General features: G+C 64.3%; 13 protein-coding genes. 8 read left to right on the forward strand and 5 right to left on the reverse strand.

What is annotated here, in order from left to right; genetic code table 11:
• Positions 1-85 precede the first annotated feature (85 nt).
• Positions 86-1477, forward strand: a complete 1392-nt coding sequence (locus tag IVB18_RS47725) for a M48 family metalloprotease (protein WP_247991906.1) — start codon at positions 86-88, stop codon at positions 1475-1477.
• Positions 1478-1841: 364 nt separating this feature from the next.
• Here IVB18_RS47725 and IVB18_RS47730 read toward each other — a convergent pair whose 3' ends face one another.
• Together IVB18_RS47730 and IVB18_RS47735 are read right to left on the reverse strand one after the other, a co-directional pair.
• The gene (locus IVB18_RS47730) at positions 1842-2882 is read right to left on the reverse strand and encodes an IS110 family transposase (RefSeq protein WP_247986947.1); all 1041 of its coding nucleotides are present in this window, start codon (positions 2880-2882) and stop codon (positions 1842-1844) included.
• A 180-nt stretch (positions 2883-3062) separates the two neighbouring features.
• A complete protein-coding gene (locus tag IVB18_RS47735; RefSeq protein WP_247986959.1) occupies positions 3063-4391 on the reverse strand; it encodes an MFS transporter in 1329 nt (442 codons plus the stop codon).
• A gap of 179 nt (positions 4392-4570) precedes the next feature.
• Here IVB18_RS47735 and cyoA point away from each other — a divergent pair, with 179 nt between their 5' ends.
• The 7 genes from cyoA to IVB18_RS47770 are packed head-to-tail and all read left to right on the forward strand — an operon-like array spanning position 4571 to position 11471.
• Positions 4571-5731: a ubiquinol oxidase subunit II gene (gene cyoA / locus IVB18_RS47740; RefSeq protein WP_247986960.1), complete on the forward strand. Its 1161-nt coding sequence runs from the start codon at positions 4571-4573 to the stop codon at positions 5729-5731.
• A gap of 10 nt (positions 5732-5741) precedes the next feature.
• Positions 5742-7739 carry a cytochrome o ubiquinol oxidase subunit I gene (cyoB, locus tag IVB18_RS47745; protein WP_247986961.1) on the forward strand — a complete coding sequence of 666 codons (1998 nt, stop codon included), beginning with the start codon at positions 5742-5744 and terminating at the stop codon, positions 7737-7739.
• Positions 7740-8369 (forward strand): cytochrome o ubiquinol oxidase subunit III, encoded by a 630-nt coding sequence (cyoC, locus tag IVB18_RS47750; RefSeq protein ID WP_247986962.1) that lies wholly within the window; start codon positions 7740-7742, stop codon positions 8367-8369.
• Positions 8366-8740 (forward strand): cytochrome o ubiquinol oxidase subunit IV, encoded by a 375-nt coding sequence (cyoD, locus tag IVB18_RS47755; protein WP_247986963.1) that lies wholly within the window; start codon positions 8366-8368, stop codon positions 8738-8740. The genes cyoC and cyoD overlap by 4 nt, the downstream gene beginning before the upstream one ends.
• Complete coding sequence (locus IVB18_RS47760) at positions 8737-9585, forward strand: SURF1 family protein (protein WP_247986964.1); 849 nt, start codon at positions 8737-8739, stop codon at positions 9583-9585. Before cyoD ends, IVB18_RS47760 begins: the two co-directional genes overlap by 4 nt.
• Positions 9557-10948, forward strand: coding sequence for an ATP-binding protein (locus IVB18_RS47765; RefSeq protein WP_247986965.1), 1392 nt, complete (start codon positions 9557-9559; stop codon positions 10946-10948). The genes IVB18_RS47760 and IVB18_RS47765 overlap by 29 nt, the downstream gene beginning before the upstream one ends.
• Positions 10938-11471 (forward strand): response regulator transcription factor, encoded by a 534-nt coding sequence (locus tag IVB18_RS47770; protein WP_247986966.1) that lies wholly within the window; start codon positions 10938-10940, stop codon positions 11469-11471. Before IVB18_RS47765 ends, IVB18_RS47770 begins: the two co-directional genes overlap by 11 nt.
• 76 nt (positions 11472-11547) lie before the next feature.
• Here the strand turns inward: IVB18_RS47770 and IVB18_RS47775 are convergent, their stop codons facing one another.
• The 3 genes from IVB18_RS47775 to IVB18_RS47785 all read right to left on the reverse strand — a co-directional run bounded on the left by IVB18_RS47775 (position 11548) and on the right by IVB18_RS47785 (position 13502).
• Complete coding sequence (locus tag IVB18_RS47775) at positions 11548-12399, reverse strand: CarD family transcriptional regulator (protein WP_247986967.1); 852 nt, start codon at positions 12397-12399, stop codon at positions 11548-11550.
• A 347-nt stretch (positions 12400-12746) separates the two neighbouring features.
• Entirely contained in the window at positions 12747-13085 is a 339-nt protein-coding gene (gene fdxA, locus IVB18_RS47780; RefSeq protein WP_247986968.1) for a ferredoxin FdxA, read from the reverse strand.
• A 132-nt stretch (positions 13086-13217) separates the two neighbouring features.
• On the reverse strand, positions 13218-13502 hold the full coding sequence (locus tag IVB18_RS47785; RefSeq protein WP_256477134.1) for an RNA-binding S4 domain-containing protein: 285 nt from the start codon (positions 13500-13502) through the stop codon (positions 13218-13220).
• Between the last annotated feature and the right edge of the window lie 2 nt (positions 13503-13504).

Raw genomic sequence — 13504 nt, forward strand, 5'->3', positions numbered from 1 at the left:
CGGAAGAGGTCATGGCCGCCGCCTGCGGGCGGCGCCGGCTGCGCTATGCCTCGTGCTGGGCACAGCCCTCGCCGGCTGCGGCGATATGGGCCGGTTCCAGACTGCCGCGACACCAGCAACGGTCGCGATGCCCAAGCCGAAGCCAGCCGTCGCGCAGACCCCCGCCACCGAAAAGGAACACGAGCGCATCCTGGCGAGCTATGGCGGCACCTATGACGACCCCAGGCTCGAATCGCTGGTCACCAAGACCGTCGAGCGGTTGGTCGCGGCCTCCGACCGTCCCGACCAGGGCTACAGGGTCACCATCCTCAATTCCGGCGCGGTCAACGCCTTCGCGCTGCCGAACGGACAGCTCTATGTCACGCGCGGACTGCTCGCGCTCGCCAGCGACACCTCGGAATTGTCCTCGGTGCTGAGCCATGAGATGGCGCATGTGCTGTCCAAGCACGCGGCGATGCGTGAGGATCAGGCGCGCCAGGCCGCGATCGTCACCCGCGTCGTCACCGACATGAGCACCGATCCCGATCTCACCGCGCTCGCGCTCGCCAAGACCAAGCTCACCATGGCGAGCTTTTCGCGCAACCAGGAGTTCGAGGCCGACGGGATCGGCGTCGGCATTTCCGCCCGCGCACATTTCGACCCTTATGGCGCCGCGCGCTTCCTCTCGGCGATGGAGCGCAATGCCGAGCTCAAGGCCGGCAAGAGCTCGCTCGATCCGCGCGCGCAGGATTTCACCTCGTCGCATCCGGCGACGCCCGAACGCGTGCAGAACGCGCAGACCATCGCGCGCCAATACGCCGCGCCGGAAGGCGCCGAACGCGACCGCGAGACCTACCTCGCCGCGATCGACAACCTCGTCTACGGCGAAGACCCGAGCGAGGGCTTTGTGCGGGCGCGGCGTTTCCTGCATCCAAAGCTCGGCTTCACCTTCCAGGCGCCAGACAATTTCACGCTCGACAACACCGCGCAGGCGGTGATCGGCGTACGCGACGGCGGCTCGCAGGCGATGCGCTTCGACGTCGTCCGCGTGCCGGCCGAGCAGTCGCTCGGCGATTACCTCAATTCGGGCTGGATGGAAGGCGTCGAGAAGGCGTCCACCGAGGATATCACCATCAACGGCTTTCCGGCCGCCTCCGCCACCGCCAAGGGCGATCAGTGGCAGTTCAAGGTCTATGCGCTGCGCTTCGGCAGCGACGTCTACCGCTTCATCTTCGCAGCACGGCAGAAGTCGACCGAGAGCGAGCGCAACGCGCGCGAGACCGTCAATTCATTCCGCCGCCTGACGCTCGACGAGATCCAGGCGGCGCGGCCCCTGCGCATCAAGGTGATCACCGTGCAGCCCGGCGACACCGTGGAATCGCTCTCCCACCGCATGGCCGGCGTCGATCACCCCGCCGAGCGTTTTCGCGTGCTGAACGGGCTCGATCGCAACGCGCTGGTGAAGGTGCGCGATCGCGTGAAGGTCGTGGCGGACTGACGCGCGCTAAGCGCGCGTCATCCCGGGGCGCGCTTAGCGCGAACCCGGGATCTCGACCCACAAATTCCGCCGTCGTCCCGGACAAGCGTAAGCGCAGATCCGGGACCCATATGTGGACGGCCCCCGTGGCACAAGAGCTTTTTGAGAGATCGGATCGCTTGCATCCATATGTCCGGCCTGTTGAGTGCGATGGATTAGATCGCTGGCCAAGATGGTTTGCGCGATGCGGGTTCCAAACAACCCGGCGACCTGCTGGCGGCCAATGGGTCCCACGGAATGTCTCGCATCGTTGCTCGATCGATCGCTCCATCTGCTCCTGCAGCTTCCGGGTCGGCTGGCGAACGACCGCCGGCCGGCCAATCTGTTAGGCGGTGACTACCGCGGCGGCATTCAACCGTGCCGCGTCGTAACTCTCGCCGCTGATCATCAGCTTCCAGGCGATGCGGGCCACCTTGTTGGCGAGCGCTACGGCTGCAAGCTTCGGCGGCTTGCGCTGGATCAGTGCCAACAGCCAGCGCGAGTGATGGCCGCGGCCTCGCCGGGCCTGCTGGATCACCGCCGTGGCCCCGATCACGAGCAGCCGTCTCAGATCCTCGTCGCCCGCCCGGGTGATCTTGCCGAGCCTGGTCTTGCCAGCGGTGGAGTGGTCCTTGGGCGTGAGGCCGAGCCAGGCCGCAAAGTGACGACCGGAGCGGAACGCCCGCGGATCCGGCGTCTTCATCACCAGCGCGGTGGCAACGATCGGGCCGACCGAGGGGATCTGCGCCAGACGCCGGCCCATGGCATCGCCACGGTGCCAGGCCATCAGCCTGGCTTCGATCGCCTCCAGCTCGCTCTCGAGCTTAGCGCATTCGCGGCCCAGCACGACAAACAGCTCGCGCGCCAGGACAGGAAGCGTCTCGTCCTGCGCAATCTGCGCCAGCAACGGCTCGATCTTGTCCAGCCCCTTGGGCGCAATCAGGCCAAACTCCGCCGCATGGCCGCGGATCGTATTGGTCAACTGAGTGCGCCGGGCGATCAGCCCGTCGCGGATGCCCGTCAGCATCAATGCGGCTTGCTGCTCGGCGCTCTTCACCGGCACGAACCGCATGGTCGGTCGGCTCATCGCCTCGCACAGCCCTTCCGCGTCCCGTCCGTCGTTCTTGTTCCGCGACACGTAGGGCTTCACCAGTTGCGGCGCCATCAGCTTCACCTCGTGGCCGAGCTGGCGAAGCTCTCGCGCCCAATGTTGCGAAGCCCCGCAGGCCTCCATCCCGATCACGGTCGGCGGCAACTTGGCGAAGAACTCGAGCACCTGCTTGCGCGAAAGTTTCTTGCGCAGCACAGGCCGCTCATCCTCATCAACCCCATGCAGCACAAAAATATACTTCGACGTATCCATTCCAATGCGGATAATCTTCGTCACGGACGGCTCCCTTGTCTGAGATTGCAACAACCTCATTCTGGCACACTGATGCCGTAGGGGGCCGTCCACCCCATCAACCACAGGATATTGGAATGGGCACGCTGGTAGCTCCAGCGTGCTTCAACAATGAACAGTCGGGATAATCGGTCCTGGCTTTCGCCAGGACGACACGGGTGAGCTTTAACCGCCCGCGTCCATGTCCCCCGCCTCGCGCTGGCCGCTGAGCCAGAGCGCGAGCAGAGTCCAAAACGCGCCGGAGAGCAGATAGGCGCCGGAGGCGATGACGCCGAGATTGGTGGCAAGCAGGAGCGCGGCGAGCGGAGCGAAGCCGGCGCCGAACAGCCAGGCCATGTCCGAGGTGAGCGCAGACGCCGTGTAGCGGTACATCTGCTTGAAGTTCGAGGCGATCGCGCCGGAGGACTGGCCGAACGAGAGACCCAGCAGGATGAAGCCGATCACCATATAGATGGTCTCGCCGAACGCACCGGCATCGAGCAGTTGCGGGGCGAAGCCGCTATAGATCGCGATTGCGATCGCCGATCCCATCAGCAGCGATTTGCGGCCGACGCGGTCGGCAATCACGCCGGACAGCACGATTGCGCCGACCCCGAACACGGCGGCGACGATCTCGATGATCAGGAAGCGCACCGGGCTCTCACGGGTGAATAGAAACACCCAGGACAGCGGAAACACCGTAACCATGTGGAACAGCGCGAAGCTCGCCAGCGGCGCGAACGCGCCGAGCATGATGTTGTGGCCTTCGCGGGCGACGGTGTCGGAGATGCGCGACGGCTGCAATTCGCGGGTCTCGAACAGCGAGGCGTATTCCTCCGTCGTCACCATGCGCAGGCGCGCGAACAGCGCCACGACGTTGATGGCAAACGCAACGAAGAACGGGTAGCGCCAGCCCCAGTCGAAGAAATCGTCCGCCGAGAGATTGCCGGCGAAATAGGCGAACAGCGCGCTGGCCACGATCAGCCCGAGCGGCGCGCCGAGCTGCGGCACCATCGCGTACCAGCCGCGCTTCGAGGGTGGCGCGTTCAGCGCCAGCAGCGAGGCGAGACCGTCCCAGGCGCCACCCCAGGCCAGACCCTGCGCGATGCGCGCCAGCGCCAGCAGCCAGATCGCGGCGGCGCCGATGTCGTGATAGCCGGGCAAGAACGCGATCGCGACGGTGGCGGTGCCGAGCAGGAACAGCGCGGCGACCAGCTTGGCGGTCTTGCCGTACTCCCGGTCGACCGTCATGAAAATGACGGTGCCGAGCGGGCGGGCCACGAAGGCCAGCGCGAAGATCGTGAAGGAATAGAGGGTCCCGGTCAGCTCGCTCGTGAACGGGAACAGCAGGCGCGGGAATACGATCACCGAGGCGATCGCGTAGACGAAGAAGTCGAAGAATTCCGAGGTGCGGCCGATGATGACGCCGATGGCGATCTCGCCGGCACTGGCCTGGTCGTGGCCGTGCTCGCCCGAATGGTGGTCTGCCATTGCGGGGGTCTGTGCCGTCGCCATCGTGCGCCCTTAACGTCCTGAAAACCAAAGCCGACCACCCGGCGGGCGCCGGGCAATCTGGCTCTGTCTGACCCAACATTCCGCACTGCAACATTGGACAAATTGTCCAATGTCCGGATTGCTGCGCCGCAGCTACCCCTTGGCCCCGCAAAGGAAACTCATTCTCATAAGGCTCAGCCGTGTCTCGTCTCAAGATCCTGGCGCTACTACCTTTGGCGGCTGCGCTCAGTGGCTGCAACTACATCGTGCTGGCGCCAGCCGGCGATATCGCTGCCCAGCAGCGCGACCTCGTCATCATCTCCACCGTCCTGATGCTCCTGATCGTCGTTCCCGTGATGGCGCTGACGGTGCTTTTCGCCTGGCGCTACCGCCAGTCCAACACGACCGCGCGCTATGAGCCGGATTGGGACCATTCGACCAGCCTCGAGCTGGTGATCTGGTCGGCACCGCTGCTGATCATTGTCTGCCTCGGCGCGCTGACCTGGATGGGCACGCATCTGCTCGATCCCTATCGCACGCTCGGCCGCATCAATGCGGAGCGTGCCGTGGATCAGTCCAAGGCCCCGCTCGAGGTCGACGTCGTCGCGCTCGATTGGAAGTGGCTCTTCATCTATCCGGACTACGGCATCGCCACCGTCAACGAGCTCGCGGCGCCGGTCGATCGCCCGATCAACTTCCGCATCACCGCCTCCTCGGTGATGAACTCGTTCTACATCCCCGCGCTGGCCGGCCAGATCTACGCGATGCCGGGCATGGAGACCAAGCTCCACGCCGTCGTGAACCATTCCGGCACGTATAAGGGCTTCTCGGCCAACTACAGCGGTGCCGGCTTCTCCGGCATGCACTTCGCCTTCCACGCCTTCGACGATAAGGGCTTTGACGGCTGGATCGCCGGCGCCAAATCGGCCGGCGGTTCGCTCGGCCGCGCCGAATATCTCCAGCTCGAGAAGCCGAGCCAGAACGAGCCGGTGCGGCGCTACGGCACCATTGATTCCGATCTCTATCGCCTGATCCTCAACATGTGCGTCGAGACCGGCAAGATGTGCCAGAGCGAGATGATGGCGATCGACGCCAAGGGCGGCCTCGGTCATGAGGGCCTGAACAACACCCTGCCGCTGGCCTACGACAAGTATGCCCGCCGCGGCACCGCGCTTGGGCCGGAGCCGACCTTCGTCGCCGGCACCTGCACGCCCGATGCGCCGCAGGGCAAGACCACCGCCTCCATCACGGCGCCCGTCGACACCGCGCCGTTGCTCGGCGCTGGCCTGAAGCGGCCGACCTTCACGCCGCTCAAGTCTTCGTCCTTCTTCCTCGGACAACGTCCGAAGTCAGACTCCTGAGAGAGCACGCATGTCTCCTGATTTTCTCAAGCTCATCTTCGGCCGGCTCACCATCGAATCGCTGCCGCTGCACGAGCCGATCGTCGTCGCCACTTTTGCGGTGGTGGCGACCGGCGGCCTCGTCATGTTCGCCGGGCTGACCTATTTCCGCGTCTGGGGCTATCTGTGGCGCGAGTGGTTCACCAGCGTCGACCACAAGCGCATCGGCATCATGTACATGATCCTCGGCATCGTGATGCTGCTGCGCGGCTTCGCAGACGCGCTCATGATGCGGTTGCAGCAGGCGCTGGCCTTTGGCGGCTCCGAAGGCTATCTCAACGCCCATCACTACGACCAGGTCTTCACCGCCCACGGTGTGATCATGATCTTCTTCGTGGCGATGCCGTTGGTCACCGGCCTGATGAACTTTGTCGTGCCGCTCCAGATCGGTGCGCGCGACGTGTCGTTCCCGTTCCTGAACAATTTCAGCTTCTGGATGACGGTCGGCGGCGCGGTGCTGGTGATGGCCTCGCTGTTCATCGGCGAATTCGCCCGCACCGGCTGGCTCGCTTATCCGCCGCTGTCGAACATCGGCTACAGTCCTGACGTCGGCGTCGACTATTACATATGGGGCCTACAGGTCGCGGGCGTCGGAACGACGCTGTCCGGCATCAACCTGATCTGCACCATCGTCAAGCTGCGCGCGCCGGGCATGACCATGATGCGGATGCCGGTGTTCACCTGGACCTCGCTCTGCACCAACGTGCTGATCGTCGCCTCCTTCCCGGTTCTGACCGTTGTGCTCGCGCTGCTCTCGCTCGACCGCTACGTCGGCACCAACTTCTTCACGAACGATTTCGGCGGCAGCCCGATGATGTACGTGAATCTGATCTGGATCTGGGGTCATCCCGAGGTCTACATCCTGGTTCTCCCCGCCTTCGGCATCTTCTCCGAGGTGACCTCGACCTTCTCGGGCAAGCGGCTGTTCGGCTACACCTCGATGGTCTACGCCACGGTGGTCATCACCATCCTGTCGTACCTGGTCTGGCTGCACCACTTCTTCACGATGGGGTCGGGCGCCAGCGTCAACTCCTTCTTCGGCATCACCACGATGATCATCTCGATCCCGACGGGCGCGAAGATGTTCAACTGGCTGTTCACGATGTACCGCGGCCGCATCCGTTTCGAACTGCCGATGATGTGGACGATCGCGTTCATGCTGACCTTCGTGCTCGGCGGCATGACCGGCGTGCTGCTCGCGGTACCGCCGGCCGACTTCGTCCTGCACAACAGCCTGTTCCTGATCGCGCACTTCCACAACGTGATCATCGGCGGCGTCGTGTTCGGCGCGTTCGCCGGCATCGGTTACTGGTTCCCGAAGGCGTTCGGCTTCAAGCTCGATCCGTTCTGGGGCAAGCTGTCGTTCTGGTTCTGGGTCACCGGCTTCTACCTCGCCTTCATGCCGCTCTACGTGCTCGGCCTGATGGGCGTGACCCGCCGGCTTCGCGTGTTCGACGATCCGAGCTTGCAGATCTGGTTCATCGTCGCCGGCATCGGCGCCTTCCTGGTGTTCCTCGGCATCCTGTCGATGCTGATGCAGTTCGCCGTCAGCTTCCTCAAGCGCGAGCAGCTCAAGGACGTCACCGGCGATCCCTGGGATGCGCGCACGCTGGAATGGGCGACCTCCTCGCCGCCGCCGGCCTACAACTTCGCCTTCACCCCCGTCGTTCACGACAATGACGCGTGGTGGGACATGAAGCGCCGTGGCTACCAGCGTCCGCTGCTCGGCTTCAAGCCGATCCACATGCCGAGCAATACCGGCACCGGCATCATCCTCGCAGGCTTCGCCACCGCGATGGGATTCGGCCTGATCTGGTACATCTGGTGGCTTGCCGCCGCGAGTCTCATCGCGATGCTCGCCGTCGGCATCGGCCACACCTTCAACTATCACCGCGACTTCGACATCCCGGCCGACGACGTCGTCCGGGCCGAGGACGCGCGCACCAAACTGCTCGCCGGAGCCAAGTAAATGACGATCGCTGTGAATCCCTCGCAATCAGGCGAGCCGGTCTTCTATCTCGCCGACGAACACCCGCACCCGGAAGGATGGAGCACCTCGCTCGGCTTCTGGATCTATCTGATGAGCGACTGTCTCATCTTTGCGATCCTGTTCGCCACCTTCGGCGTGCTCGGAGCCAACTACGCCGCCGGCCCGGCGCCGAAGGACCTGTTCGACCTGCCGCTGGTCGCGGTCAACACCTCGATGTTGCTGCTGTCGTCGATCACCTACGGTTTTGCCATGCTGACGATGGCGCAGAACCGGATCGGCGCGACGCAAGCCTGGCTCGCGATCACGGGCCTGTTCGGCCTCGCCTTCATCGGCATCGAGCTTTCCGAGTTCGCCCACATGATCCATGAGGGCGCGACGCCCCAGCGCAGTGCCTTCCTGTCGGCCTTCTTCACGCTGGTCGGCACCCACGGCCTGCACGTCTCCTGTGGCCTGATCTGGCTGGTGACGCTGATGGTGCAGGTCTGGAAGTTCGGCCTGATCGAGGCCAACCGCCGTCGCCTGATGTGCCTGTCGATGTTCTGGCACTTCCTCGACGTGGTCTGGATCGGCGTCTTCACCTTCGTCTATCTCCTGGGAGTTCTGCGATGAACACCGACAGCCACGCCGCCCACGCGGACCATCATCACGACGACCATTCGCACGGCTCGCTCTCGACCTATCTCCTCGGCTTCGTGCTCTCGGTCGTGCTCACCGCGATCCCGTTCTGGCTGGTGATGAGCGGTGCGCTTCCGAGCAAGCAGATCACCGCGCTCGTCATCATGGCCTTCGCGGTCGTGCAGATTGTCGTGCACATGATCTACTTCCTGCACATGAACACCAAGTCCGAGAACGGCTGGAGCATGATGGCGCTGATCTTCACCATCGTCATGGTCGTGATCGCGCTGTCCGGCTCGCTGTGGGTGATGAACCACCTCAACAGCAACATGATGCCGATCCACCAGATGACCGGGATGAAGTGAGCGAGACCGGGACCGTGACAGGCAAGGCAAGCACGACGCGCGGCAAGGCTGCGCGTCCCTCCTTGTGGCTCGCGGTCCTCTCGCTCACAGCGTTCGCCGTCCTGATCGCCCTCGGCGTCTGGCAGGTCGAACGGCGCGCCTGGAAGCTGGCGCTGATCGACCGCGTCGAGCAGCGCGTCCATGCTGCCGCACAGCCGATCCCTTCCCCCGTAGCGTGGCCCGCGGTCAGCGCCGCGAGCGACGAATACAGGCACGTCACCATCACGGGCCGTTTCCTGCATGACCGCGAGACCCTGGTCAAAGCCGTCACCGAAGAGGGCGGCGGCTATTGGGTGCTGACGCCGCTCCGGCGCGACGACGGCACGCTGGTCCTGATCAACCGCGGCTTCGTTCCGGCCGAGCGACGCGACGCACCGACCCGGCAGGATGGCAATCCGCAAGGCCAGGTCGAGGTCACCGGTCTGTTGCGGGTGACTGAGCCAAAAGGCGGCTTCCTCAGGAATAACGACCCCGTCCACGAGCGCTGGTATTCGCGTGACGTTACCGCGATCGCGGCCGCACGGGCCCTTCACGACGTCGCTCCCTTCTTCATCGATGCCGATGCCGGGTCACAATCTGGCAGCGGTCCAATCGGCGGATTGACCGTGGTCCGCTTTCCCAATAACCACCTGATCTACGCGCTGACGTGGTTTGCCCTGGCTTTCATGCTGGCCGGTAAACTTTTCGTCACATTCGGCGGCGGGCTGTTCCGCCGCGGGCGCTTCATCCACGAACCGGCCAGCGGATTTGATGCCGCCGCGCGCAGGACGGGATCAGATGCTGGAACGATCGTCGAGCCGACCTGACGACGGGAAGATGCCTCTACAAGGCGAGCTGGCCGTCACGCTGCAATCGCAGGCGGATGCGCGCAGCGAGCTGATCGGCACTGCTCCGACCGACGACGAGACCAACCGCAAGAACATGGCGCTGCTGATCCAGCTGCGCTGGACCGCGGTGGTCGGCCAGATCGTCACCATCGGCGGCGTGCATTTCTGGCTCGGCATTCCCTTGCCGCTGACCCGCATGGGCGCTGTGATCGGCGCGCTGGTCTTTCTCAATGTCTCGAGCCTGGTCTGGGTGCGCCATCGCGCCGCGATCACCAACAACGAGCTGCTGGTCGCGCTGATGCTCGATGTCGCAGCCCTGACCGCGCAGCTCTACCTCAGCGGCGGCGCCACCAATCCCTTCACCTCGCTGTTCCTGCTCCAGGTGACGCTGGGTGCGGTGCTGCTCAATGCCCGCTCGACCTGGTCGCTGGTCGCGCTGACCTGCGCGAGTTTTGTCTGGCTGACGGTCGCATACCGGCCGCTCGACCTACCGCCGAATCCACTGAGCGAGACCTACACGCTCACCGTGGCCGGCATGCTGTTGGGCTTCGTTCTCAACGCCGTGCTGCTGGTGGTGTTCGTGACCCGCATCAATCGAAATCTCCGCCAGCGCGACGCGCATCTGGCGGCACTGCGTCAGCACGCCGCCGAGCAGGATCACATCGTCCGCATGGGCCTTCTGGCGTCCGGCGCGGCGCATGAGCTCGGCACGCCGCTCGCCTCACTCTCGGTAATCCTCAGCGACTGGCGCCGCATGCCGGATCTCGCCGCCGATCAGGAGCTCGCCGAGGATCTCGCGGAGATGGAGACCTCGCTGCAGCGCTGCAAATCGATCGTCACGGGCATCCTTGTGTCGGCGGGGGAAGCGCGCGGCGAAGGATCGTCGCCGACGACGGTGACGGCCTTCGTCACCGCGCTGGTCGAGGAATGGCGCAACGCGCGTTCGGCGCGCACGCTCTATTTCGTCAACACCTTCGGCGAGGATGTCGCGATCGCGTCCGACGTCGCGCTGAAGCAGGTCATCTTCAACGTGCTCGACAATGCCTATGAGGTCTCGCGCGAGTGGGTCGAGCTGCTCGCCGAGCGCGAGGGCGACAGCCTCGTGCTGTCGATCAGCGACCGCGGGCCGGGCTTTGCGCCGGAGATGCTGGCGCAGCTCGGAAAGCCCTATCAGTCGAGCAAGGGTCGCGCCGGCGGCGGGCTCGGCCTGTTCCTGGTGGTAAATGTCGTGCGCAAGCTGGGCGGCAGCGTGACCGCCGAAAACCACAGGAAGCGCGGCGCCACCGTGCGCCTGACATTACCGCTCGCCACGCTCGCGATCGGAGGCAGCTTTGACGCCTGACCGCTCGCTCATCGTCGTCGAGGACGATGCCGGCTTCGCGCGCACGCTGAAACGCTCGTTCGAGCGCCGCGGCTATGAGGTCGTGCTCGCCGCCTCGATCGAGGACGTCCGCGCCGTGCTGGAGGAAAGATCCTTCGGTTACGCCGTGGTCGACCTCAAGCTTGGCGGCGCCTCGGGGCTGGCCTGCGTCGAGCTCCTCCACACACACGATGAGGAGATGCTGATCGTGGTATTGACCGGCTTCGCCAGCATCTCGACCGCCGTCGAAGCCATCAAGCTGGGCGCCTGCCACTATCTGGCAAAGCCCTCCAACACGGACGACATCGAAGCCGCCTTCAACAAGGCCGAAGGCAATGCGGAAGTCGCGCTCGACGCGCGGCCGACCTCGATCAAGACGCTGGAATGGGAGCGCATCCACCAGACCCTGATCGAGACGGATTTCAACATTTCGGAGGCGGCGCGGCGGCTCGGGATGCACCGGCGGACATTGGCGCGGAAGCTCGAGAAGCGGCCGGTGAAGTAGGCTCCTCTAAGCATCAAACAAAAAGCCCGGCCATTCGGCCGGGCTTTTGATCTGTTGCGATGGACGCGAGAAGCGCTTACGCCGCCTCGTCGGCGACCGTGGCGCCGTCGCCTTCGTCGGTATCGCCCTCGGCATCCGCCTCACCTTCGGCGGCTTCCGTCTTGGCGCCGGTGCGCCGCGGGCTCTTGGCGAGCTGAGCCTCGATCTCCTTGACCGCTTCGGTCTCGGTCGAGTGCTGCACCACCGCGATCTCGCGGGAGAGACGATCGAGCGCCGCTTCATAGAGCTGGCGTTCAGAGTACGACTGCTCGGGCTGCGACTCGGAGCGGTAAAGGTCGCGCACGACTTCCGCGATCGCGACGATGTCGCCCGAATTGATCTTCGCTTCGTACTCCTGGGCGCGGCGCGACCACATGGTGCGCTTGACGCGGGCGCGGCCCTTGAGCGTCTCGAGTGCGCGCTTCACCAGCGCGGGCTCGGACAGCTTGCGCATGCCGACATTGGCGACCTTGGCGGTCGGAACGCGCAACGTCATCTTGTCCTTGATGAAGTTGATGACGAACAGCTCGAGCTTGGCACCGGCGATCTCCTGCTCCTCGATGGCCAGGATCTGGCCGACGCCGTGAGCGGGATAGACGACGAATTCATTGGCCTTGAAGCCCTGGCGCTGGGTCACGACCTTCTTTTCCTCGACCTTCGGCGCGGGTGCAGCGGTCTTCACGACCGGCTTGGCAGCGACGGGAGCCTTGGCAGGAGCGGGAGCCTTGGCAGGGGCGGCAGCAACGGGGGCCTTCGGAGCAACAGTCTTGGCAGCGGGCGCCTTGGCCGCGGGGGCCTTGGCTGCGGGAGCCTTGTAAGTGGGAGCCTTGGCAGCAACAGGCTTGGAAACGGTCGCTTTCGCGGCAGTTTTGGCAGTCTTGTGAGGCATTGCGCTTCTTTTGTTCTTCGAGGACTTTGCAGCCGGCGGCGCCTTGGCGGCGGCCCGACCCTTGGATGCGCTACGGCTGGCCGCGGCGGCTTTTTTGGCCTCCTTGTGGGAAGCCCTCGCTGAAGTACTCTTTTTACGCGTTTTCTGTGACACAGCCTGCGCGCGGAAACTGCCACGCCCCTGTTCGACATTTGGTTTCACGGGAACCCACAGGGGCCAATCGGGCCGACGAGGTTCGGCTTAATGTGCCCAATATAGCACATTTCCCGCAAAAATCAATGGTTTAGGGGTCTTGAGGGCTGGTTTTCGGCCCGTTCGGCGCTATTAGGGTTAAGTTTGGGCCCGAATTAGTCTCCGGAGCCGGGGTTCGGAGAGAAATACTTCTCGAACTTGCCCTCCGTCCCGTCGAATTCCTTCGCATCGGGAGGTGATTCTTTCTTCTGGGTGATGTTCGGCCAGCTCTTGGCGTAGTCGGCGTTGACCTGGAGCCACTTTTCCAGGCCCGGTTCCGTGTCCGGCTTGATGGCGTCGGCGGGGCATTCCGGCTCGCACACGCCGCAGTCGATGCATTCGTCAGGATGGATGACGAGCATGTTCTCGCCCTCGTAGAAACAGTCGACGGGGCAGACCTCGACGCAGTCGGTGTACTTGCACTTGATGCACGCTTCAGTGACGACGTAAGTCATCGAACGCTCCGAAAAGCTCTTTTAAAACTTGCGGCTTGCGTAGCGCGGATGGCCCGGCGCTGCAAGCTCGGGGACGACCGATCATGACTGCTTTCGGCGTGTGATCAGCCAAGAAATGAATACGAAGCGCAATTAATTGCGTTTCGTATCGCCGAGCTCTTCATAGAGCACGCGTGCCGAGGCAGCATCGCCGCGGCGCTCGTTGAAGGCGGTGACCTTCAAAACGCGCACGGTGCGATCGAGTGCGACCGTCAAGACGTCGCCGAGCTTGACCGCATGCCCCGGCGATTTCTCGCGCACGCCGTTGACACGGACGTGGCCGGTTTCGACGAGCTCAGCCGCGGAGGTGCGCGCCTTCACCACCCGCGCATGCCACAGCCATTTGTCGAGACGCTGCCGTTCGGTCGTGGGCGTTATTC

Source organism: Bradyrhizobium sp. 186 (genome assembly GCF_023101685.1).
Lineage (GTDB): Bacteria > Pseudomonadota > Alphaproteobacteria > Rhizobiales > Xanthobacteraceae > Bradyrhizobium.

Bases quoted from the DNA above. Each gene is read 5' to 3' on its own strand.
- IVB18_RS47725 (WP_247991906.1), top strand. From the start codon at position 86: ATGGGCCGGTTCCAGACTGCCGCGACACCAGCAACGGTCGCGATGCCC.
- IVB18_RS47735 (WP_247986959.1), bottom strand. From the start codon at position 4,391: ATGGCGACGGCACAGACCCCCGCAATGGCAGACCACCATTCGGGCGAG.
- cyoB (WP_247986961.1), top strand. From the start codon at position 5,742: ATGTCTCCTGATTTTCTCAAGCTCATCTTCGGCCGGCTCACCATCGAA.
- cyoC (WP_247986962.1), top strand. From the start codon at position 7,740: ATGACGATCGCTGTGAATCCCTCGCAATCAGGCGAGCCGGTCTTCTAT.
- cyoD (WP_247986963.1), top strand. From the start codon at position 8,366: ATGAACACCGACAGCCACGCCGCCCACGCGGACCATCATCACGACGAC.
- IVB18_RS47765 (WP_247986965.1), top strand. From the start codon at position 9,557: ATGCTGGAACGATCGTCGAGCCGACCTGACGACGGGAAGATGCCTCTA.
- IVB18_RS47775 (WP_247986967.1), bottom strand. From the start codon at position 12,399: ATGCCTCACAAGACTGCCAAAACTGCCGCGAAAGCGACCGTTTCCAAG.
- fdxA (WP_247986968.1), bottom strand. From the start codon at position 13,085: ATGACTTACGTCGTCACTGAAGCGTGCATCAAGTGCAAGTACACCGAC.